We start from the raw sequence: 21,617 nt of genomic DNA, 5'->3' as shown, positions 1-21,617 counted from the left end.
GGTGCCGGGGCAGGCGCTCGCGCGGGATAGGTTCGTCCTTGTGACGACGACGACGGCCATCCCGCTGGCCGATCCGGACCTGGCTGCGCGCCTCACCGACCGCCTCGCGCTGGTCGAGGAGCGGCTGCGTGACGCCGTGTCCCATGCGGACTCTCTGGCCGACGAGGCCTCGCGGCACCTGATGAACGCCGGGGGCAAGCGGCTGCGGGTGGTGCTGACGCTGCTGGCCGCGGAGCTGGGCGACGGTGCGCGGCGCGAGGTGCTCGACGCCGCCGTCGTCGTGGAGCTGACCCACCTGGCCACGCTCTACCACGACGACGTGATGGACTCGGCTCCCGTGCGTCGCGGCGCCCCGACCGCCCACCAGGTGTGGGGCAACTCGGTGGCGATCCTGACCGGCGACCTGCTGTTCGCGCGTGCGTCGTCGACCGTCGCCGGTCTGGGCCCGGAGGCGGTGCGGATCCAGTCGGCGACGTTCGAGCGCCTGTGCCTGGGCCAGCTCCACGAGACCGTCGGGCCGCGCGCCGACGACGACCCGGTGGAGCACTACCTGCAGGTGCTCGCCGACAAGACGGGCTCGCTCATCGCGACCTCCGCGCGCCTGGGTGCGATGTTCGCGGGCTGCACGCCGGACGTCGTCGCGACCGTTGCCGCCTACGGCGAGAAGATCGGCGTCGCGTTCCAGCTCGCAGACGACGTCATCGACCTGACCTCGGCCGGCGCGGTGACCGGCAAGACGCCCGGCACCGACCTGCGTGAAGGTGTCCCGACGATGCCGGTGCTGCTGCTGCGGGCCCGCGCGGCCGGCCCGGACGCGACGGACGAGGATCGGCGCACGCTGGCCCTGCTCGACGCCGACTTGTCCGACGACGACGCCCTCGCGGCAGCCGTCGCGGCGCTGGCGGCCCACCCCGTCGTCGACGAGACGCGCGAGCGGTCGGTGGCCCTGATCCGGGCCGCGACGGCCGAGCTCGCCCCGCTGCCGGACGGTCCCGTCAAGGAGGCGCTCGTCGCCTTCGCGGACCTGCTGGTGGACCGCGCGTCCTGACCCTGCGACCCGCGTCGCGCCGGGGGCCTCCGCTCTGGCACGATGTGCCGCGCGGCCACGACGGCCGCCGACCAGGAGTGGGGGTCACGTGAGCAGCTCGACATTCCCCGGGGCCGGGGTCCCGGTGAGCCCGGGCACCGTCGCACCCGTCGGCGGTCGCGTCGGCGCGTTCGTGATCGACGGGCTCGTGGGGACGCTCGCGTACTGCGTCGGGCTCCTGCTCGTCGCGGTCACCGGGCAGCCGAGCTACCTGATGGTCGGGCTCGTCCTGGCGGTCCTCGTCGGGATCGGGCAGTGGTTCGCGGAGGCGTTCACGGGCGCGACCGTCGGCTCCGCGCTGCTGGGCTACCGCACGGTGTCCACGGAGACCGGTGCACCGGCCGGCCTGGTCAAGATCCTCGTGCGCCAGCTCGTCGTCGCCGCCGGGTCGCTGGCCTGCGGCGTCGGCGCCCTCGTCGTCGTCGCGTCCGGCGCCTTCGACGACGGCCCCGCGCAGCGCGGCTGGCACGACAAGGCGGCCGGCACCCTGGTGCTGCGCGCCTCCGCCCTGAGGCCGCGCAAGTCCGGAGCGGGTGCGTGGAACCAGGCCGTCGAGCGGGCCGTCGGGGGTGGGGCGGCCCCGGCGCAGCAGCCCGTACGCCCGCTGCCCGTCGTCCCGCCCATGCCCGAGCAGCCCGAGGGCGTGGCATGGCCCGCACCCGTAGCCCGATTCGAGGCGGCGCCGGGCGCCACGGACGGTCCGACGAACGGCGCGGCCCTGGCGGCAGCGGGCGCGCCCGACTGGAGCCGCCTGCCCGAGTCGTCTCCGACGCCCCCGGCGGCCCCGTCCGCCGCGAAGCCGGAGCCCGCCCCGCCGGTGCGCCCGCGCGGTGGCCCCGTCGCCTCGGCGTACACCGAGCGGCTGGCGGCTGCCCAGGCCGCCGAGAACCCGGCGGCGTGGCAGGAGACGGTCGCGGCGCAGGAGGCGGCCTCCCAGGCGTCACAGAGCGGCGCGGCGGGTGCTCCCGGTGCTGCCGACCAGGAGCCGACGCCGGAACCGAGCCCGGCCGCGGACCCGAAGCCGGCCACCGCACCGCTGATCACCGGCTACCCCGGTCAGCCGGGCGTCGTGCCGGTGCCGCGGGCCGAGGACCTGGGCGACCTGGAGTACACGCGGCTGCGAGAGAGCATGCCGCAGGACCGCGAAGCCGTCCTGCGGATGGTCTTCGACACGGGCCAGCAGTTCGACGTCACGGGTGACGGGATCGTCGGGCGCAGCCCCGAGGGCGAGATGGGGATCGTGCACGTCGTCGTGATCGACGACCCTGCACGGTCGGTCTCGAAGGTGCACGTCTCGTTCGGGCTGACCCCGGCGGGCGACGAGCTGTGGGTCATCGACCGCGCGTCGGTGAACGGGACCGTGCTCGTGGACCCCGACGGCGTGGCAGCGACGCTGCCGGCCGGCACGCGTGCGCTGGTCGGGCCGGGTTGGACCATCCGGTTCGGGCAGCGCAGCGCGAGGGTCGAGCGCCGCTGACTATGCTGGGCCGACGACCTCCGGAGCCGGCCCAGGGAGCACGATGAGCATCGCGCGCACGTCGGCGGGGACGACCCGGTGACGGCGGTGCGCGTGGCGGTCGGCGTGGCCACGGAACGTGCGGGGCGCGCGACCAACGAGGACGCGCTGCACGCGGGCGGCGGCGTGTACGTCGTCGCGGACGGCATGGGCGGCCACGAGGCCGGCGAGCTGGCGAGCCGCACGGCCGTCGAGGCGTTGCGGGTCCTGGGCCGCGGCACGCCCGACCTGGCCCGCGCCCGGCAGGTGATCCGCGCGGCGCACGCCCGCGTCCGCGCCCTGCCCGCCGACGACCCCCTGCGGCGCCCGGGCACCACCGCGACGGGCGTCGTGCTGAGCGAGCACAGCGGGACGCCGTGCTGGCTGGTCCTCAACGTCGGGGACTCGCGGACCTACCGCATGGCCGGCGGCGTGCTGGAGCAGGTCACGCAGGACCACTCCGAGGTCGCCGAGCTCGTCGCGAGCGGCGTCGTCCCGCCGCAGGACGCCGCGCGCTACCCGCGACGCAACGTCGTCACGCGCGCCCTGGGCGGCGGCTCCGAGACGGTCGATCCCGACGTGTTCTGGATCCCGGTGAGCCCGGGGGACCGGATGCTCGTGTGCTCGGACGGCCTGACCGACGAGGTCCCGGACAGCCGCATCGAGGCCGAGCTCAAGGCGGAGCCCGACCCGCAGGCGGCCGCCGACCGGCTGGTCGAGGCCGCGCTCGCCGCAGGCGGTTCGGACAACGTCACGGTGCTGGTCGTCGACGCAGAGACGGCGGCGGCCCGATGACCGTCCCGGTCGCGACACCCGTCCCGATCCTGGCTCGACGACTGCCCCGGTACCGCGGTGTCGTCGCTCGTCGTCGGTGTGGCGATGCTCGTCGTCCTCGGTGCCGTGGCCGTCGTCACGGTCGTCTCGCGCGGGTGCACGGACACGGACCGCGCACTGACGGCTTCGATCGTGGCCGATCCGATGTTCGCCGTCGCCCCGCCGGGAGCCGACGCGGGCGCCGTCGTGGCGGGGCCGTGCGACGAGGACGAGGACGCCGCGTCGGCGGCACAGTCGATCAGCGACGGCTCGGCGGACGCGCTGGCGTTCTATGCGGACCGCGCCAACCAGCTCGGCTGGGTCCGTGGGATGGGGGAGTCGGATGCAGACGTCGAGCTGTGCCTGTCGCGCCCGTTCGAGGGCACCACGGCGTTCCTCGTCGTCGACCGAATCGCCGACGAGCTGGACGTCTCGATCCAGGCCGACGTCGAGGAGGCGTCAGGCTGCTGACCCCGCAGCGCGTTCGTCGGCCCGGCGGGCGAGCTGCTGCGCCCGCGAGTGCCGCAGCGCGTCAGCGCTGAGCAGGACGAGCGCGACCCACACGAGACCGAACCCCCACCAGCGCGCGGGCGGCATGACCTCGTGGAAGACGAGGACGCCGATGAGGAACTGCAGCACGGGCGTCAGGTACTGCAGCATCCCGACGACGGACAGCGGCAGCCGCCGGGCGGCGGACCCGAAAAGCAGCAGCGGGACCGCTGTGACGAGGCCGGCGGACGCGAGCGCCGCAGCGTGCCAGGCCCCGTGCGTCGTGAACGAGCCGGTGCCCTGCCACTGCAGCACCAGCAGGTAGCCGAGCGAGAGCGGCGCGAGCGCGAGGGTCTCGGTGGCCAGGCCGGGCAGCGCCTCGACCGAGCGGCCCACGCGATTCTTGAGCAGCCCGTAGAGGCCGAAGCTCAGCGCCAGGGTCAGCGCGATCCAGGGCAGGCGGCCGTATCCGACGGTGATGACGACGACGGCCGCCGCGCCGAAGCCGAGCGCGACCCACTGCGTCGGGCGGAGCCGCTCACCCAGCAGCGCGACCGCGAGCGCCACGGTGACCAGCGGGTTGATGAAGTAGCCGAGCGAGGCGTCGACGACGCGGTCGGACAGCACGGCGACGACGTAGACCAGCCAGTTGACCGCGAGCAGCACGGCCGCGAGAGCGAGCAGACCGAAGGCCCGTCGGTCGCGCAGCGTCGCGACGAACGCGCCCCACGAGCGGGTGGCGAGCAGGGCGACGAGGCAGACGACGAGCGACCAGACGACGCGGTGCGCGATGATCTCGACGGCGCCGGCGGGTTCCAGCAGTGGGAAGTACAGGGGGAAGACGCCCCAGAGCGAGTAGGCCGCGATGCCTGCGGCGAACCCGGCGCGGGTCGAGGTGGTCGGCACCCAGCGACTCTAGGTGACGTCACCACGCGGCAATTCCCACTCACCTTGTCCGCATTGTGGCCGGGGACTGAGGCAAGACTCACCTGGAGTCCTACACTGGTCCGCAGACCAGCCCTGCCCCGTGACGCACCCGGGCGGGCTCCCCGATCGGAAGGCACCGCACCCGTGAGCACCCCGACCCTGCGCGTAGCCGTGGTGGGCGCCGGCCCGGCCGGCATCTACGCCTCGGACATCCTCTCCAAGAGCGGCCTCGACGTCAGCATCGACCTGTTCGAGCGACTGCCCGCGCCCTTCGGCCTGGTCCGCTACGGCGTGGCACCGGACCACCCGCGCATCAAGCAGATCATCGTCGCCCTGCACAAGGTGCTGGAGCGCGGCGACATCCGTCTGCTCGCCAACGTCGACTACGGCACGGACCTCAAGCTCGACGACCTGCGCCAGTTCTACGACGCGGTCATCTTCTCGACGGGCTCGTTCCGCGACGCGGCGCTGCCGATCCCGGGCATCGAGCTGGACGGCTCCTACGGCGCCGCCGACTTCGTGTCCTGGTACGACGGGCACCCCGACGTCGCGCGCACGTGGCCGCTGCACGCGCAGCAGGTCGCGGTGCTGGGCGCGGGCAACGTCGCGCTCGACGTGGCGCGCGTGCTGGCCAAGCACGCGGACGACATGCTGCCGACCGACGTGCCGGCCAACGTCTACGCCGTCCTGAAGGCCTCGCCGGTCACCGACGTGCACGTGTTCGCGCGTCGCGGTCCCGCGCAGGTGAAGTTCTCGCCCTTGGAGCTCCGCGAGCTGGGTCACGTCCCGGACGTCGACGTCATCGTCTACCCGGAGGACTTCGAGTTCGACGAGGGCTCGATGGCTGCGATCCACTCGTCGAACCAGACCAAGCAGGTCGTCAAGACCCTGACGGACTGGACGCTGAAGGACCCGGAGGAGAACTCGGCCAGCCGCCGCCTCCACCTGCACTTCCTGCACAAGCCGGCCGAGATCGTGGGTGAGGACGGCAAGGTCGTCGGCCTGCGCACCGAGCGCACGGCGCTCAACGGCGACGGCAACGTCACGGGCACCGGCCAGTTCCACGACTGGGACGTCCAGGCGGTTTACCGCGCGGTCGGGTACTTCGGCTCGCCGCTGGTGGACATCCCGTTCGACGACGTCGCGGGCGTCATCCCCAACCGCGAGGGCAGGGTGCTCGACGTGGACGGCGAGCACATCGACGGCGTGTACGCGACGGGCTGGATCAAGCGTGGCCCCGTCGGCCTCATCGGCCACACCAAGTCGGACGCGTCGGAGACCATCCGCCACCTGAGCGAGGACGTCGAGGCCGCCGGCGAGGCGTTCTACACGGCGACCGACCGCGACCCCGCGGCGATCGTGGACTTCCTCACCGAGCGTGGCGTCGACGTCATCCAGTGGACCGACTGGGAGCTGCTCGACGCCTACGAGAAGACGCTGGGTGAGCCGCACGGCCGCGAGCGCATCAAGGTGGTCCCGCGCGACGAGATGGTGCAGGTCGCGCTGAACCGCGCGTCGGTGAGCTGACTGGCGCCTGCTGCGGCGCAGGGAACTGCGAGAATCCTCGGGACGTTGGCAGGTTCGACATCTCGAGGAGGACGGACGCATGGGGCACCAGCACTACAACGGCCTGAAGACGGCGGCCCTGTTCGGCGTCATGTGGGCTGTGCTGCTCGGGATCGGCTGGATCCTTGGCGGTGGGACACCCCGGTACCTGCTGATCTTCACCGCGCTCGGCCTGGTGATGACCTTCGTCGGCTACTGGAACAGCGACAAGATCGCCATCCGTTCCATGCGCGCCGCGCCGGTCAGCGAGGCGGAGCAGCCGGCGATGTACCGGATCGTGCGTGAGCTCTCCACGTCGGCCAAGCAGCCCATGCCGCGCCTGTACGTCTCGCCGACGATGGCACCCAACGCCTTCGCGACGGGCCGCAACCCCCGGAACGCGGCGGTGTGCTGCACGGCGGGCATCCTGCAGCTGCTCGACGAGCGTGAGCTGCGCGGCGTGCTCGGCCACGAGCTGCAGCACGTCTACAACCGGGACATCCTGACGTCGTCCGTCGCGGCAGCGATCGCAGGGGTCATCACGTCGCTGGCGCAGTTCGCGCTGTTCTTCGGCGGTGGGGACCGGCGGGACGGCGGCAACCCGCTCGCCGGGCTGCTGCTCGTCTTCCTCGCGCCGCTGGCGGCGACCGTGATCCAGCTCGCGATCAGCCGGACGCGGGAGTACGACGCCGACGAGGACGGCGCCAGGCTGACGGGCGACCCGCTCGCGCTCGCGTCGGCCCTGCGCAAGCTCGAGCAGGGCACGGCCGCGCGTCCGCTGCCGCAGGACCAGAAGCTCGAGAACGTGTCGCACCTGATGATCGCGAACCCGTTCAGCGCCAAGGGTGCCGCCCGGCTCTTCTCGACGCACCCGCCGATGGCCGAGAGGATCGCGCGTCTCGAGGCTCAGGCCGGTCAGCAGGGCGGCATCACGCGGTACTGATCCACCGCGGGGGCGGTAGCCGCCGGGTGATTCTCGATCGTGACCTGAGGAAGCAGGACGCATCGGGCGGCACGAGGCAAGATGCCTGGATGAGGACACATCGTCTCGCGGCGGCCGTCGGTGCCGCAGCGCTCGTCGTCGCGGTCGCCGCTCCCGCGCTCGCGGACCCCTTCCCGGTGGACGAGCCCTTCGCCGGCTCGTTCGCGAGCCCCGACTGGGTGCTTCCGGAGCCGGCGTCCAACTCGGCGGTCCTCACGGCCGACGCGCTGCGTCTGACGAGCGCCTCGCCAGGTTTCCAGGTGGGCAACGCGACGCTCGACGACGGCTTCCCCTCGGACGTCGCGTTCTCACTCGACTTCGACTACGCCAACTACGGCGGCGGCAACCCGGGCGACGCCGCGACCGTGTTCCTCATGGACGCCGCGCAGGCTCCGAACCTGGGGCAGAGCGGCGGTGCGGCGGGATACGTCTCCATCCAGGGCGCGTACCTGGGCATCGGCTTCGACAACGACGGCAACTTCGGGGCGGGGAACGGGTTCCCGAGCACGCCCAACACGATCACCCTGCGTGGTGCCGCGGCCGCGCTCCCCACGGCGTGGCCGGTGCTCGCCGACACGGACGCGCCGGGCGGCGCGCTGACGGCCCTGCCCACGGCGCCGCGTCACGTGCACGTCGAGGTCGAGCCGAGCGGCACCGACAGCCTCTTCGTGACCGTGCAGATGAATGCGACGTCGGGCGGTCCGCTGCAGACGGTCTACAACCGTGTGGACGTCCGCGGGCTCGGGCAGGGGGAGCCCGCTCGGCCGGCCCAGCTCAAGCTCGGCTTCTCCGCGGGCACCGGCGGAGCCACCAACAACTACGAGATCTCGAACTTCGTCGCCACCGCGGACGCCGACCTGTCCGTGACCAAGACCGGCCCGGCGACGGTGAACGCGGGCGACCAGGTCGCGTGGACCATCATCGCGAGCAACGACGACATCAACCCTGCCGCCGACACCGTGGTGAGCGACACGATCCCCGGCGGTCTCCAGGACGTGACGTGGACGTGCACCTCCGACGTGTCGACGGCCTGCCCGGACCCCGCGAGCGGCGACGTCACCGGCAGCACGCTCGACGTACCGCTCGCCCTCCAGCGGGACGAGTCCGCGACGATCACCGTGACCGGGACGACCACCGACGCGCTCGCGGGCAGCGACCTCGCCAACACCGCCACGATCACCGCCGCCCACCGCAGCGAGCTGACACCCGCCGACAACACCGCGACCTGGACCACCCGCGTGCGCGCCCTGCCGGACCTGGCACCGACGGTCGACGTCGCCACCGACCCGATCTTCTACGGGCAGCCGGTGACGTGGACGGTCGACGTCGAGAACCTGGCCGCACCCGACGGTGACGCACCGGACGCCGCCGTCTCGGTCACCGTCCCGGCCCTGATCGACCGGTCGAGCATCGTCACACCGGCCGGGTGCACCCCCAGCCCGGCGGGGTTCCTGTGCAGCCTGGGGGCCATCGCCGCGAGCGGTGCTGACACGTTGTCGTTCACGGGCGACGCCTCAGGCGGCCTCGACGCGTGCCTGGCTGGTGATGCTGCGTTCAGCGCGACGACGTCGACGTCGCTCACCGACGCCGACCCGGACAACGACACCGACACCGTGCGGGTGCCGTGCACCGTCCCGGTGGACCTCGCGATCACGAAGTCGGGTCCGGCCACCGCGACGGTGGGGGACCAGGTGGCGTACACCGTCGTGGTGACGAACGCGGCAGCGGTCGCCGCGCCCGCCACAACGGTCGCGGACGCCCTGCCCGCCGGCCTGGACGACGCGACGTGGACGTGCGCGGTGTCCGACGGGTCGTCGTGCGCACCGTCGTCAGGCGGCGGTGACGTCGACGCCGTGGCCACCGTGCCCGCGGGCGGTTCGATGACCGTCCAGGTGACCGCGACGGCGAGCGTCGCTGGTTCGGTGACGAACACCGCCGTCGTGACGCCGTGCGATGCGTGCACCCCAGGCGCCGCCCGCACCGCGAGCGCGACCACGCAGGTCGAGGCGGCTCCCACCCCGTCGCCCACTCCGACCCCGACCCCGTCGACCACGGTGAGCCCCACGCAGGCCCCGACCCAGAGTCCGCAGCCGAGCGCCTCCCCGACCACTCCGGGCGGCGAGCTCTCGCAGACCGGCTCGAACGTCGCTCCGGTCGTCGTGGGTGTGGCTGTCCTGCTGCTCGCGGGCCTGGTGCTCCTGCTCGTCGCGCGCAGGCGCAACCAGGGCTGACGCGGGCGGAACACGTCGGGTCCTACGTTCGTTGTCGGGTAGGTACCCGAGGCAAGGAGTTTCACCCGTGGACCCGATCTACACCGCATCCGCCCTCTCGACCGGTGACGGCCGCAACGGCCACGTCCGCACGTCGGACGGCACCCTGGACGTCGACCTCGCCGTACCGAAGGAGATGGGTGGTGGGGGAGGGGCGCTCAACCCCGAGCAGCTCTTCGCCGCCGGCTATGCCGCGTGCTTCCACTCGGCGCTGCGCGGGGTGGCCCGCCAGTCCGGGGCGACGCTCGCCGACGACTCCGTGACCGCCGAGGTCTCGCTGCTCAAGCAGGAGGTCGGCTTCGGCCTGGCCGTCGTGCTGCGCGTCGAGCTCCCCGGCGTCGCGCAGGACGTGGCCGACGACCTCGTCGCCAAGGCCCACCAGGTGTGCCCGTACTCCAACGCGACGCGCGGCAACGTGGTCGTCGACCTGGACGTCACCGTGGGCTGACGCCCCTGGCACGCCGCAGGCGCCGCTCCCCGAGGGGTGCGGCGCCTGTCGCGTCCTGGCCCGTCAGCGGTCGACGAGCGCGGCCACGGCCTCGGCGACCGGCGTCGGGCCGTCGGTGAGCTCGACGATGCTGCGCCGCAACCCCGGCGTGTGGAGAACCTCGGCGATGAACGCCGCGACGTGGTCGCGCCGCACGTCGCCGTACTCGATCGCCGGTCCCGCGGTGACGTGCCCGTCGCCCGGCTCGTCGACGAGGGTGCCGGGGCGGACGATCACCCAGTCCAGGTCGGTGCCGACCAGGTGCACGTCGGCCGACTTCTTCACCCGCATGTAGTGCTCGAACGCGTCGCCGGCGCCGGCCGCCCGACCGGCGTCGGGGAACACCGACACGAGCACGAACGTCCGGACGCCCGCCTGCACCGCCGCGTCGGCGGCCTTGCGCAGGCCCTCACCGTCGATCTTCGTCGTCGCGTCGGTCCCCGTGCCGTGCGCACCCGCGCTGAAGACGACCGCGTCCTGGCCGGCCAGGCGCTCGGCGAGCGTCGCCACGTCGTCCGCGACGAGGTCACCGGTGACGGCCGTCGCCCCAGTCGCCTCGATCACGGCGGCCTGCTCCGGGCGCCGGTGCATCCCCGTGACCTCGTCACCGCGCGCGACGAGCAGGGCCGACAGCCGCTGGCCGACCCCGCCCGCCGCTCCGATCTGGAAGACGCGCACGATCAGCGGTAGTTCGTGAACTGGAGGTCGGCGTCCACGTCGGCGCCCTTGAGCAGCGCGATCACGGCCTGCAGGTCGTCGCGGCTCTTGCCCGTGACGCGCAGCTCGTCGCCCTGGATCTGCGTCTTGATGCCCTTGGGGCCCTCGTCGCGGATGATCTTGGCGACCTTCTTCGCGGTCTCGCTGCTCAGCCCCTCCTTGATGCCCGCCTCCAGGCGGTACTCCTTGCCCGACGGCTTCGGCTCGGGCCCGTCCTCGCCGGTGTCGAGGGACTTCAGCGAGATGCCGCGCTTGATGAGCTTGGTCTGGAAGACGTCCAGCACCGCCAGCACGCGCTCGGAGGAGTTGGCGACCATCAGGATCTTCTCGCCCGACCAGGCGATCGACGCGCCGACGCCCTTGAAGTCGTAGCGCTGCGCGATCTCCTTGCCGGCCTGGTTCAGCGCGTTGTCGACCTCCTGGTGGTCGACCTTGCTGACGACGTCGAACGACGACTCGCTCGCCATGGCATTCCTCTCCTGTCCGGCGCGGTCCCGACTTGTCGTCGGCCCTTGCCCGCCGGGCTGTTCCTCGTGCTCGTTGCGCGGTCACTGCTGCTTCGTCGCCACCGGGCCGCCGCGATCCCGCGAGGCCGGTGACCACCCGTTTCGCTCTGGGCGCCCGGGTGTTGCTATCCTTCCACGGCACGCCACGGCGGTGCCGCCCGAGCGGCGGTCCACCCGGTGCGCATCCCCGGCGGGTTACCCGAGTGGCCAAAGGGGGCTGACTGTAAATCAGCTGGCAACGCCTACGGGGGTTCGAATCCCTCACCCGCCACGTTGCCGAAGGGGCCGTCCTGACCAGGACGGCCCCTTCGTCGTCCCACCGCGCCCGCGCCAGGACCGCGCCGCCGCAGTGATCGACGCCACCGCGTGCGGCACCCGACGTCGCCGGTGGCGCTCCGTCGACACCGACCGCGGGTCCGCCGGCGCGGGCGCGTGCTGCGGGCGACGCGCGGTGGTGGCGGGCGACCCGCGGGCGGGCTCGGGGCCGATTTCGCTTCCGCGCTGGTCGCCGTGTAACCTAATCCGCGCTGCCCCGATAGCTCAGTCGGCAGAGCGTCTCCATGGTAAGGAGAAGGTCAAGGGTTCGATTCCCTTTCGGGGCTCTGTGGTGTGTTCGGGGCCCGCGCGTCAGCGCGGGCCCGGACCCACTGACAGTGGCGGGGTAGCTCAGCTGGTTAGAGCGCACGACTCATAATCGTGAGGTCGCGGGTTCGAGCCCCGCTCCCGCTACCAAGACGAACGAGAGCAGTGCGTCGGCCGGCGCACCGCGACAAGCAGATGCAAGCGCCTCGGGCGCGAGAGGTGGCAAGACCATGGCCAGCAAGAGCTCGGACGTCCGTCCGAAGATCACGCTCGCGTGCACGGAGTGCAAGGAGCGGAACTACATCACGAAGAAGAACCGTCGGAACGACCCCGACCGTCTCGAGATGAAGAAGTTCTGCCCCCGCGACAACCGCCACACGGTTCACCGCGAGACCCGCTGATCTCGGCCCCGACAGGGGCTCACAGACGTCAGGCACGCCCCGGCCCAGGCCGGTAGGCGTGCCTGTGTCGTACCAGGACTCGGACCAGACCATCAACGACGCTGGGAGCGAACGATGCCCGTCGACACGAGCTATGCGGGGCGCGAGTACCCGCCGAACGCCGTCTACGAGGTGAGCCGCGTCAAGCTCGCCGAGTTCGCCGACGCGGTCGGCGCGAACCACCACGCGCACACCGACGAGGCCGCGGCGCGCGCCCTCGGCCACGCCGACGTGATCGCACCGCCGACGTTCGCGGTCGTCGTCGCGCAGCGGGCCGAGTCCCAGCTGTTCACCGACGAGGCTGCGGGCATCGACTTCTCCCGCGTGGTCCACGCCGACGAGCGCTTCACCCACCACCGCCCCATCATGGCCGGCGACCGCCTGGTCACGGTGCTGCACGTCGACTCGATCGTCGAGCGCGCGGGCCTGGCGATGATCACGACGCGCTGCGAGATCGGCACCGAGGCCGGCGAGCGCGTCGCCACCGTCGTCTCCACGCTCGCCGTCCGTCCGGAGGAGGCCGCATGAGCCCCGCGATCGCCGACCTGAGCGTCGGGGATGAGGTCCTGCGCGCGCAGATCGTCGTCGACCGTGCCCGCCTGGTCCGCTACGCCGGTGCGTCGGGCGACTTCAACCCGATCCACTGGAACGAGCGGGTCGCGACGGCCGTCGGCCTTCCCGGTGTCATCGCGCACGGCATGTGGACGATGGGCGCCGCGGCCGGGCCGGTCGCCGACTGGGCCGGTGACCCGGGCGCCGTCGTCGACTACCAGGTGCGCTTCACGCGTCCGGTCCCCGTGCCGGACCCCGGCTCGGCCACGGTCGAGGTCGTCGGTGCCGTCGGTGCGCTCGACGAGGACGCGCACACCGCCCGCATCGACCTGACGGTCACTGTCGAGGGCGCGCGCGTGCTGGGCAAGGCGCAGGCGGTCGTCCGTCTGGGCTGATCGTCAGGAGGGCGCGGGGCCCGTGGTGGTCCCGACGCGCAGCGTGACGGGCAGCTCGCGGTGCTCGGGCTCGGCACCGGCCAGGATGTCCTCGACCAGGTGGCCGACGGTCGCACCCTTCTCGGTGAGCGGCTGGACCACGGTCGTGAGCACGTCGGGCGCGAGCCACGGCAGGTCGATGCCGTCGAAGCCGGCGATCGACACGTCCTGCGGCACGCGCAGGCCGAGCTCGCGGGCGGCGAGCACGACGCCGGAGGCGAGCAGGTCGGACTGGCAGACGACCGCCGTGGGGCGGTCCGGGCCGGAGAGCAGGACCCGGCCGGCGGTAGCGCCGTGCTCGACGAGCGAGGCGGGCGTCTCGTAGACCGCGACGGGCGTGACGCCGGCGTCGTGGATGCCGGCGAGGCGCCGCCGGGTGATCTCCCAGGCGGGGTCGGCCAGTCGCTGGCTGGTCATGAGACCGTCGCGACGCTCGTGGTCGAACGGCAGCGTGACCGACGCGATGCGCGTGTGGCCCAGGTCGAGGAGGTGGCGGGTGACCTGCTCGATGCCCCCGCGGTCGTCGATGCCGACGACGCTGACGCCCGGTGCGAGCCGACCCTCGATGAGCACGGTGGGGATGCCGCGCCGGGCGAGGCCTGCGAGCACGGGGCTGTCGCCCGCGCCGCCCCACATCACCACGGCGACGTCCATGGCCGCGGACTCGAGCAGAGGGTCGATCGTCGTGGTCGTGGGTCCGGATGCGCTGGGGATGAGCAGGACGCCCAGGTCCAGGGTCCCGAGGTGGCCGACGAGGCCGTCGAGCACCTGCGTGGTCACCGGGTCACGGAACGCGCGGCTCAAGGCATCCCCGACGACGACCCCGACGATGCCCGACCGGCCGCGTCGCAGCTGACGGCCGAGGGGGTTCGGACCGGCGTAGCCGAGCTCGGCGGCGGCATCGTGCACCCGCTGTCGCGTCGTCGCGGCGATGGGGCCGGCCCCGGAGAACGCGAGCGAGGCCGTCGACACGGACACCTTGGCAGCTGCCGCGACGTCGGCGAGCGTGGGGCGCTGGGAAGACAGGGGACACCTCCGTGTCGGGCCGGGGGACCCGGGACGAGACCGTCGACATCGTTGCTGGTCGGTGGCTTGGCGGCCTGTTTGACGCCGCGGTCAGCGTACCCGCACAATGGCATCGTCCCTCAAATCGATTCGACCGTCTCGTTCGCTGACATATCGAAACGATTCGACCACGGCCTGTCCCGGAGTCCGACGTGTCCCATCCCGCCCCGACCGGGCACCCCGAGCTCGCCCGGGCCCGATGGCTCCTCATGGGTCTGTTCGCGCTCACGGGGATCACGTTCTCGAGCTGGCTCGCCCGGATCCCCACGGTCCGCAGCGACCTCGGCCTGTCGACGGCGGAGCTCGGCGGGATCCTCCTCGTCGGCTCGGTCGGTGCGCTCCTGACGGTCACCGCGTCGGGGATCGTCGTGCAGCGCTTCGGCAGCCGTCGCGCGATCGTCGCGTCGACCGCCGTGCTCGCGCTCGGGTACGTGCTGATGGGCGTGGGGCCCGCGACGGGCTCGATCCCGGTGCTGGCGGTCGGCATCTTCCTGAACGGTGTCGCGATCGCGCTCGGCAACGTCCCGATCAACGTCGAGTCCGGCCGGATCGAGCGTGCGATGGGTCGCACGGTCATCCCGCAGTTCCACGCCGCCTTCTCGATCGGCGCGGTGACGGGCTCGGCGCTCGGCGCGGCTGCGTCGCACCTCGAGGTGCCCGTCGTCGTGCAGTTCTCAGTCGTCGCCGGCGTCGCGGTCGTGTGGCGACTCGCGTCGCTGCGCGGGGTCGTCCTGCCCTACGCGCCCGACGAGGCCCCGACGAAGTCGCGGCCTGCGGCGCCGGCCGGCGCGGGCCGTCGGATCGGGTCGACCCTCGACGCCTGGCGCGAGCCGCGCACCCTGCTGATCGGCGTCGTCGTGCTCGCGGCCGCCCTGTCCGAGGGGTCGGCGAACGACTGGCTCTCGCTCGCCGTCGTCGACGGCTTCGACCGGACGGAGGCGATCGGAGGGCTCGTGCTCGGGCTGTTCGTCGCGTCGATGACGGTCGTGCGGCTGCTCGGCACGCGCCTGATCGACCGCTTCGGGCGCGTCGTCGTGCTGCGGACCTCCGGCCTCGTCTCGCTCGTCGGCCTGCTGGTCTTCGGCTTCGCCCCGAGCCTGCAGCTCGCCGGCACCGGTGTCGCCCTGTGGGGCTTCGGCGCGGCGCTGGCTGTACCGGTCGGCATCGCGGCCGCCTCGGACGACCCGTTGCGGGCTGCGGGACGCGTGTCCGTCGTGTCGTCGTTCTCGTCGGTCGCGTCGATCGCGGCGCCACCGTTGCTGGGCCTTGCGGCCGAGTCCATGGGCGCGCGGCACGCACTCGTGCTCATCGCGGCGGCGATGGTGGTCTCCGTGAGCCTCTCGCGTCGGGTCGCCCCGGAGGCTCCGGCCCTGGTCGAGGCGACGCGCCGGCCCGACGAGGCCGCCGAAACCGCCCGGCCGATCGAGGAAGAGCTGTCGGTGCTCGTCGGCCAGAGCGCGGGCGAGCCCGCTCCGCTGCGGGTGCCCTGAAACCCCATGAGACCATCCACCACGACCACCGAGGACGATCGATGACGACCGACACCCTGAGAGGGGCTATGACACGCCGCCCGACCGCGCAGGCCTCGTCCTTCGCCGTCTTCGCAGTCTTCTTCCTCAACGGCTTCAACTTCGCGACGTGGGCGTCGCGGCTGCCCGCCGTCCGTGACGGGCTGTCGTTCTCGCAGGCGCAGATGGGCCTGCTGCTGCTGGTCATCGCCGTCGGCTCGCTCGTCTCCATCCCGCTCGCGGGGCTCGTCGTCGAGCGCCTCGGCGCGCGTCGCACCGTGACGATCTTCGCGCTGCTCAACGCGGGTGGCCTGATCGTGGCGACCAGCGGTGTCGGCATCGACTCGGTGCCGCTCACGGCTGCGGGCCTGCTCGTGTTCGGCGCCGGCACCGGCGTGTGGGACGCCGCGATGAACCTGGAGGGTGCCGCCGTCGAGCAGAAGCTCGGGCGCACCGTCATGCCGCGCTACCATGCGGGCTTCTCCTTCGGCACGTTCGCGGCCGCAGCGATCGCGGCGGGCGCCGCCGCGCTGCACGTCGACGTGTGGGTGCACGTGCCGGTCGCCGTCGTGATCACGTCGGTGCTGGTCATCGTGGCCGTGCGCTGGTTCCTCCCTGCCTCGGAGGAGCACGTGCTCACCGTGACGCCCGGCGACGAGCCGGCCGCGACCGCCCCCCGTGGCGCGCGGGGCGCGCTCGCCGCGTGGACCGAGCCGCGCACGCTCATGATCGGCCTCATCGTCATGGCCGCAGCCCTCACCGAGGGGTCGGCCAACGACTGGGTGGGCCTCGCGGTCGTCGACGGCTGGGACACCCAGGACTCGCTCGGGGCGGTCGCGTTCGGTGTCTTCGTCGGCACGATGACGACGGCACGCTGGTTCGGCACGCGGGTCCTGGACCGCTACGGCCGGGTCGCCGTGCTGCGCGCGTGCAGCGCGCTGGCCATCGTCGGTCTGTCGATCTTCGCGCTGGTGGGACCGCTGTGGCTCGCCGCGGTCGGCATCGTCCTGTGGGGCGCCGGTGCCGCGCTGGGCTTCCCCGTCGGCATGAGCTCGGCGTCCGACGACCCCGTGCGCGCCGCCGCGCGCGTCAGCGTCGTGTCCACCATCGGCTACACCGCGTTCCTGGCGGGTCCGCCGCTGCTCGGGCTGCTCGCCCACCACGTCGGCTACCGGCACGCGTTGCTGGCCGTGCTGATCCCCACGGTCCTGGGCCTGCTGGTGACCAACGCCGCCCGCCCGCTCCGGCCTGCGCAGGGCGACTAACCTGGGGTGGTGCCCGACGTGACCACCGCCCCCGCCCTCGCCGACCTCACGACCCTGCGCGTCGGCGGCCCGGTGGGCCAGTACGTCACGACGAACACCGAGGCGGAGCTCATCGACGCGGTTCGCACGACCGACGAGGAAGGACGACCGCTCCTGGTCCTCGGCGGCGGGTCCAACCTGCTGGTGGCCGACGAGGGCTTCGACGGCGTCGTCGTGCGCGACCTGCGCGCCGGCATCGACGTCCCGGACCACTCCGCGTGCGCGGGCGTGACGTACCAGGTCCCTGCGGGGACGCCGTGGGACGACGTCGTCGCCGAGGCGACGAGCCACCGCCTGTACGGCATCGAGGCCCTGTCCGGTATCCCGGGCTCGACGGGCGCGACGCCCGTGCAGAACGTCGGCGCGTACGGGCAGGAGGTGTCACAGACGATCGCGACCGTCCGGGTCTGGGACCGCGAGCGCGCCCGCGTGCGGACGCTGCCGTTCGTCGACCTGCAGTTCGGCTACCGGACGTCGCTGCTCAAGCGGTCGATGCGTGCGTCGGTCGACGACCCGCGCAGCCCCTGGCACCCGACCCCGCGCTACGTGGTCCTGGACGTGACCTTCCAACTCCGGCAGGGGACGCTGTCGGCGCCGATCGCCTACGCCGAGCTCGCGCGCACGCTCGGCGTCGAGGTGGGGGAGCGGGCGCCGCTGCTCGACGTCCGCGCCGCCGTGCTCGCGCTGCGGGCCGGCAAGGGCATGGTCCTGGATCCGACCGACCCCGACACGACGAGCGCCGGCTCGTTCTTCACCAACCCGATCCTGACGGCCGAGCAGGCCGCGACGCTGCCCGACGAGGCTCCGCGCTTCCCGGCCGCGGACGGTGCCGTCAAGACGAGCGCGGGCTGGCTCATCGAGCACGCCGGCTTCACACGCGGCTACGGCGCGCCCGGCCGGGCGACGCTGTCGACGAAGCACACCCTCGCGCTCACCAACCGCGGTGGCGCGTCGGCAGCTGACCTCGTCGCCCTGGCCCGCGAGGTCCGCGACGGCGTGCGAGCCGCCTACGGCGTCACCCTCGAGGCCGAACCCGTGCTGGTGGGCCTCTCGCTGTAGTCGCCGCGACGGCTCGTTCGCCGGACGGCGAGCACCGGGCTCCGATAGCATCCCCCGACGCGCCGTCCGCCCGGATGGCCTTCACACCGGGAGCACCGATGACGATGCCGCCTCGCCTCACGCCCGCCCGCACGTTCTGGACGGGGGTCGTCATGCTCGCCGTGGGGTTCGTCGTGAACGTCTGGCTGCAGTTCCGCAGTCCGTTCGACGGCGAGGTCACCCTTCGCTTCTTCATCGTGCTCAGCCAGGTGCTGCAGATCGGAATCGTCCTGGGCGCCGCGCTCGTTGCCGCTTCGCTCGTGCTGCGGCACGTGGCAGACCCGGAGAAGCGGGCGCAGGCAGATCCGGTCGAATGGGTCGACGAGGCCGAGCGGCGCTAGCCCGACGAGCGCGCAGGCGTCGCGAGCCAGTCGTCGACGCCTGCCAGCAGGCCCCGTTTCGTCGTGTCCGACGCGCGGCTCGCTCGGATCGACGAGCGGGCCAGGTCGGCGAGCTCGTCGTCGGAGAAGCCGAGCACGGTGCGCGCGTCCTCGTACTGCGCGAGCAGGCGGGAACGGAACAGCAGCGGATCGTCGGCGCCGAGCGCCACGGTCGCGCCGGCGTCGACGAGCGCGCGCAGCGGCACGTCGGCGGGGGACCGGTAGACGCCCAGCGAGACGTTGGACGCGGGGCAGACCTCGAGGGCGATGCCGTCGTCGACCACGCGTTCCAGCACGCGCGGGTCCTCCGCGGAGCGGATCCCGTGCCCCAGTCGGTCGGGCACCAGCGAGTCGACGACGGCCTCGACGTGCGCCGGCCCCAGCAGCTCGCCGCCGTGCGGCACCGATGCCAGGCCCGCTCGGCGGGCGATCGCGAATGCAGGCCCGAACTCGGCCGTCTCGCCGCGCCGCTCGTCGTTCGACAGCCCGAAGCCGATCACCTCGCCGTGCCCGTCGCCCGCGTACCGCGCCGCGAGCCGGGCCAGGGTGCGGGCGTCGAGCGGGTGGCGCATGCGGGAGGCTGCGACGACGACGGCCACCTCGATGCCGGCCGCGTCGCCGGCCTGGCGCGCCGCGTCGAGCACGATCTCGATCGCGGGAGTGATGCCGCCGACGAACGGCGCGTACGACGTGGGGTCGACCTGGATCTCCAGGCGGCCTGAACCCTCGGCGGCGTCGTCGGCCGCGGCCTCCGTGACGATGCGCCGCATGTCCGCCTCGCTGCGCACGCACGCGCGCGCCGCGTCGTACAACCGCTGGAACCGGAACCAGCCGCGCTCGTCCGCGGGCACCTTGAGCGGGTCGTCGTCGAGCAGCGCCGACGGCAGCCGCACGCCGTGCTGCGCAGCCAGGTCGGCGAGCGTCGACGGGCGCATCGAACCCGTGAAGTGCAGGTGCAGGTGCGCTTTGGGGAGTTTCGCCAGGTCACGCACCCGGCCAGTGTGCCAGCAAGTCCGAGCGCTTCACCCGGACGGGCGGCGTGGTGGGCGCGTCGCCACCCCTAGCCTGTGAGCTGGCTGAGCGCGACCCGCGCCGCCGAGGGGGAGGTCCACATGCCAGACGACGCGGCGCTCGCGGCGCACCCACAGGCCTCGGCGGCCGACCTGGCGCGGATCGTCACGCAGCGTCCCGACCTGCGCCCGGTCGTCGCCGCCAACCCCGCCGCGCACCCTGGCCTCCTCGACTGGCTGGCTGCACTGCGGGACCCGGCAGTCGATGCCGCGCTCGCGCGCCGGTCGGTGTCCGCGACGCCGCCGACCGTGCGACCGGGCGCCGTGTTCCACCCCGACGGTGCCCCCGCGCGGACCACGCCGGGAGGCGGGTCCGCCGCGGTCGGTGTCGCCCTGGACGAGCAGGCCGGCACGCCCGAGGCTCCGGGGCGCTCGAGGCGCGGAAGGTCGGTCGCGGTCGCGGTGGCCGTCGTGCTCGTCGTCGGACTGGGGGCCGGCGCCGCGTGGCTGCTGGTCCTGAGCAAGCTGGGCGGGTCGTCGACGCCCGAGGCGGCCGTCACGCAGCTCGTCGAGGGGGCGGCCGCGAAGGACGGTGTCGCGGTCTACGGAGCCATCTCACCGGCCGAGGTCTCGACGTTCACCGACCTGGTCGAGCCCTTCTCCGAGCTCAGCGGGGTGACGGGGCAGGAGGTCTCCGCGCAGAAGCTGCTGGGCGTGCTGGACACGCTCGACGCGGACCTGAGCGGGTTGCGGCTGCACAGCGAGTCGATCGGCGACGGCCTGGCGAAGGTGACGATCGTCGGCGGCTCGCTGACCGTCGACGGCGACGGCGCCGCGATCGTGGACGCCCTCGCGGACGTGTACGGGCCGCTCGCGACGGCCGGCCTGTCGGCCGAGGACGTCGACGCGGGCTGGGCGGAGGCCACGCAGGAGATCGACGCGAAGCTGCCGTGGACGATCACGGCCGACGAACTCGTCGCGCACTCCGAGCGGGGGGACATCGAGCCGTTCCTCGTCGCCGTCCGCGAGGGCGACGCGTGGTACGTGAGCCCGCTCATGACGATGGGCGAGTACGCCACGGCCGAGCGGGGCACGACGCGTGGCGCGATGCCGACCGGGCCGGGGACGTTCGTCGGGACGCCCGAGGATGCGGGCGAGGCATTCGTCCGTTCGTTCACGGACGCGGCGTCGGGTGACCTGGGCCCGCTCGCGGACCTGCTCCCGCCCGCCGAGCGCCGGTTCGTCGCGGTCTACGGCCAGGTATGGGCCGACCAGGACGAGCCCGACGCGATGGACGTCCCGACGATCGAGGAGGCGCGGTTCACCAGCACGGCCATCGACGGCGAGGGCGACCGCGCACGGCTCGTGGCCGCACCGGTGGTCGTCACCACCCCGGCGACGGACCGCGACCCGGTCCGGACGACGATCGAAGGGACGTGCGTGACGCAGGACGACGGGCCGCGCGAGTGCTTCGCCGACCAGCCGCTCGTCCGGCAGCTGGGCCTCGACGACGCCGGTCTGGTCGCCGTGCGCGACGACGACGGCTGGCGCGTCTCGATCCTCGCGACGACCGCGGACATCAGCAGGCTCGTCGCGCACCACGTGCGCGAGCTCAAGGCGTCCGGGGACCTCGACGACGGCGAGTTCCTGCAAAAGCTGTGGATGGACGCGTTCTCCGAGCAGCTCGAGGGGGTCGACGACACGGCTCCCGGCGACACGGACTCGGTGTGGCCGCTCCCCGAGACGGACGACGGTGACGGGCTGGGCTCCGACCTGCTCGAGCCCGACCCGTGGGCCGGGTCCGGCTACTCGTTCGACTCGGACGGCGTCCTGCACGGACCCGACGGCGAGGTGGTCGAGAACTGGTCGATGCGCAACGACGGAAGCCTGCTCGACGAGGACGGCACCGTCCTCGCGGGGCCGTAG

The 21,617-nt window shown here is 73.1% G+C and carries 21 protein-coding genes and 3 tRNA genes; 19 read left to right on the top strand and 5 right to left on the bottom strand.

Features of this window, described 5'->3' with window-relative positions; genetic code table 11:
- Positions 1-40: 40 nt before the first annotated feature.
- From IC607_RS00400 to IC607_RS00385, 4 genes are all read left to right on the top strand, one after another.
- A complete protein-coding gene (locus IC607_RS00400) occupies positions 41-1,048 on the top strand; it encodes a polyprenyl synthetase family protein (RefSeq protein WP_191785029.1) in 1,008 nt (335 codons plus the stop codon).
- A gap of 88 nt (positions 1,049-1,136) precedes the next feature.
- Positions 1,137-2,564: an RDD family protein gene (locus IC607_RS00395; RefSeq protein WP_191785028.1), complete on the top strand. Its 1,428-nt coding sequence runs from the start codon at positions 1,137-1,139 to the stop codon at positions 2,562-2,564.
- A gap of 78 nt (positions 2,565-2,642) precedes the next feature.
- On the top strand, positions 2,643-3,377 hold the full coding sequence (locus IC607_RS00390; RefSeq protein WP_191785027.1) for a protein phosphatase 2C domain-containing protein: 735 nt from the start codon (positions 2,643-2,645) through the stop codon (positions 3,375-3,377).
- Positions 3,378-3,434: 57 nt separating this feature from the next.
- The gene (locus IC607_RS00385) at positions 3,435-3,866 is read left to right on the top strand and encodes a hypothetical protein (protein ID WP_191785026.1); all 432 of its coding nucleotides are present in this window, start codon (positions 3,435-3,437) and stop codon (positions 3,864-3,866) included.
- On the opposite strand, the gene rarD is transcribed toward IC607_RS00385, so the two are convergent.
- Positions 3,855-4,790: an EamA family transporter RarD gene (gene rarD, locus IC607_RS00380; protein WP_191785025.1), complete on the bottom strand. Its 936-nt coding sequence runs from the start codon at positions 4,788-4,790 to the stop codon at positions 3,855-3,857. The genes IC607_RS00385 and rarD overlap by 12 nt on opposite strands.
- Positions 4,791-4,955: 165 nt before the next feature.
- On the opposite strand from rarD, the gene IC607_RS00375 reads away from it, so the two are divergent.
- The 4 genes from IC607_RS00375 to IC607_RS00360 all read left to right on the top strand — a co-directional run bounded on the left by IC607_RS00375 (position 4,956) and on the right by IC607_RS00360 (position 10,056).
- Positions 4,956-6,338 carry an FAD-dependent oxidoreductase gene (locus IC607_RS00375; protein WP_191785024.1) on the top strand — a complete coding sequence of 461 codons (1,383 nt, stop codon included), beginning with the start codon at positions 4,956-4,958 and terminating at the stop codon, positions 6,336-6,338.
- A gap of 79 nt (positions 6,339-6,417) precedes the next feature.
- Positions 6,418-7,299, top strand: a complete 882-nt coding sequence (gene htpX / locus IC607_RS00370; RefSeq protein ID WP_191785023.1) for a zinc metalloprotease HtpX — start codon at positions 6,418-6,420, stop codon at positions 7,297-7,299.
- Positions 7,300-7,388: 89 nt separating this feature from the next.
- A complete protein-coding gene (locus tag IC607_RS17700; protein WP_191785022.1) occupies positions 7,389-9,569 on the top strand; it encodes a DUF11 domain-containing protein in 2,181 nt (726 codons plus the stop codon).
- A gap of 67 nt (positions 9,570-9,636) precedes the next feature.
- Positions 9,637-10,056 carry an organic hydroperoxide resistance protein gene (locus IC607_RS00360; protein ID WP_191785021.1) on the top strand — a complete coding sequence of 140 codons (420 nt, stop codon included), beginning with the start codon at positions 9,637-9,639 and terminating at the stop codon, positions 10,054-10,056.
- 63 nt (positions 10,057-10,119) lie between these two features.
- Here the strand turns inward: IC607_RS00360 and IC607_RS00355 are convergent, their stop codons facing one another.
- Together IC607_RS00355 and IC607_RS00350 are read right to left on the bottom strand one after the other, a co-directional pair.
- The gene (locus tag IC607_RS00355) at positions 10,120-10,773 is read right to left on the bottom strand and encodes an NAD(P)-binding oxidoreductase (protein ID WP_191785020.1); all 654 of its coding nucleotides are present in this window, start codon (positions 10,771-10,773) and stop codon (positions 10,120-10,122) included.
- Positions 10,774-10,775: 2 nt separating this feature from the next.
- Entirely contained in the window at positions 10,776-11,279 is a 504-nt protein-coding gene (locus IC607_RS00350) for a YajQ family cyclic di-GMP-binding protein (RefSeq protein WP_191785019.1), read from the bottom strand.
- A 228-nt stretch (positions 11,280-11,507) separates the two neighbouring features.
- Here IC607_RS00350 and IC607_RS00345 point away from each other — a divergent pair.
- The 6 genes from IC607_RS00345 (at position 11,508) to IC607_RS00320 (ending at position 13,287) form a co-directional block, all read left to right on the top strand.
- Positions 11,508-11,589, top strand: a tRNA-Tyr gene (locus IC607_RS00345).
- Between the two features lie 258 nt (positions 11,590-11,847).
- A tRNA-Thr gene (locus tag IC607_RS00340) sits at positions 11,848-11,920 on the top strand.
- A gap of 53 nt (positions 11,921-11,973) precedes the next feature.
- Positions 11,974-12,050, top strand: a tRNA-Met gene (locus IC607_RS00335).
- An 80-nt stretch (positions 12,051-12,130) separates the two neighbouring features.
- Positions 12,131-12,301 carry a 50S ribosomal protein L33 gene (gene rpmG, locus IC607_RS00330; RefSeq protein ID WP_028045094.1) on the top strand — a complete coding sequence of 57 codons (171 nt, stop codon included), beginning with the start codon at positions 12,131-12,133 and terminating at the stop codon, positions 12,299-12,301.
- A gap of 114 nt (positions 12,302-12,415) precedes the next feature.
- Positions 12,416-12,868, top strand: a complete 453-nt coding sequence (locus IC607_RS00325; protein WP_191785018.1) for a MaoC family dehydratase N-terminal domain-containing protein — start codon at positions 12,416-12,418, stop codon at positions 12,866-12,868.
- Positions 12,865-13,287 (top strand): MaoC family dehydratase, encoded by a 423-nt coding sequence (locus tag IC607_RS00320; protein ID WP_191785017.1) that lies wholly within the window; start codon positions 12,865-12,867, stop codon positions 13,285-13,287. Before IC607_RS00325 ends, IC607_RS00320 begins: the two co-directional genes overlap by 4 nt.
- A gap of 3 nt (positions 13,288-13,290) precedes the next feature.
- Here IC607_RS00320 and IC607_RS00315 read toward each other — a convergent pair whose 3' ends face one another.
- Entirely contained in the window at positions 13,291-14,352 is a 1,062-nt protein-coding gene (locus tag IC607_RS00315; RefSeq protein ID WP_191785837.1) for a LacI family DNA-binding transcriptional regulator, read from the bottom strand.
- Positions 14,353-14,543: 191 nt separating this feature from the next.
- Here IC607_RS00315 and IC607_RS00310 point away from each other — a divergent pair, with 191 nt between their 5' ends.
- The 4 genes from IC607_RS00310 to IC607_RS00295 all read left to right on the top strand — a co-directional run bounded on the left by IC607_RS00310 (position 14,544) and on the right by IC607_RS00295 (position 18,642).
- Positions 14,544-15,881: an MFS transporter gene (locus IC607_RS00310; RefSeq protein ID WP_370525924.1), complete on the top strand. Its 1,338-nt coding sequence runs from the start codon at positions 14,544-14,546 to the stop codon at positions 15,879-15,881.
- 41 nt (positions 15,882-15,922) lie between these two features.
- The gene (locus IC607_RS00305; protein ID WP_191785016.1) at positions 15,923-17,164 is read left to right on the top strand and encodes an MFS transporter; all 1,242 of its coding nucleotides are present in this window, start codon (positions 15,923-15,925) and stop codon (positions 17,162-17,164) included.
- A gap of 9 nt (positions 17,165-17,173) precedes the next feature.
- Positions 17,174-18,262, top strand: a complete 1,089-nt coding sequence (locus IC607_RS00300; protein WP_191785015.1) for a UDP-N-acetylmuramate dehydrogenase — start codon at positions 17,174-17,176, stop codon at positions 18,260-18,262.
- Between the two features lie 98 nt (positions 18,263-18,360).
- Positions 18,361-18,642: a hypothetical protein gene (locus IC607_RS00295; RefSeq protein ID WP_191785014.1), complete on the top strand. Its 282-nt coding sequence runs from the start codon at positions 18,361-18,363 to the stop codon at positions 18,640-18,642.
- Here the strand turns inward: IC607_RS00295 and IC607_RS00290 are convergent.
- Positions 18,639-19,673: an adenosine deaminase gene (locus IC607_RS00290; RefSeq protein ID WP_191785013.1), complete on the bottom strand. Its 1,035-nt coding sequence runs from the start codon at positions 19,671-19,673 to the stop codon at positions 18,639-18,641. The two genes, IC607_RS00295 and IC607_RS00290, sit on opposite strands and share 4 nt — an antisense overlap.
- 120 nt (positions 19,674-19,793) lie before the next feature.
- Here IC607_RS00290 and IC607_RS00285 point away from each other — a divergent pair, with 120 nt between their 5' ends.
- Complete coding sequence (locus tag IC607_RS00285) at positions 19,794-21,617, top strand: hypothetical protein (protein ID WP_191785012.1); 1,824 nt, start codon at positions 19,794-19,796, stop codon at positions 21,615-21,617.

The sequence above is a fragment of the Cellulomonas sp. JH27-2 genome (genome assembly GCF_014837175.1).
Classification (GTDB): Bacteria; Actinomycetota; Actinomycetes; order Actinomycetales; family Cellulomonadaceae; genus Cellulomonas.
Note: the sequence above shows the minus strand (reverse complement) of the source record. Positions and strands in the feature narration are given on the sequence as shown.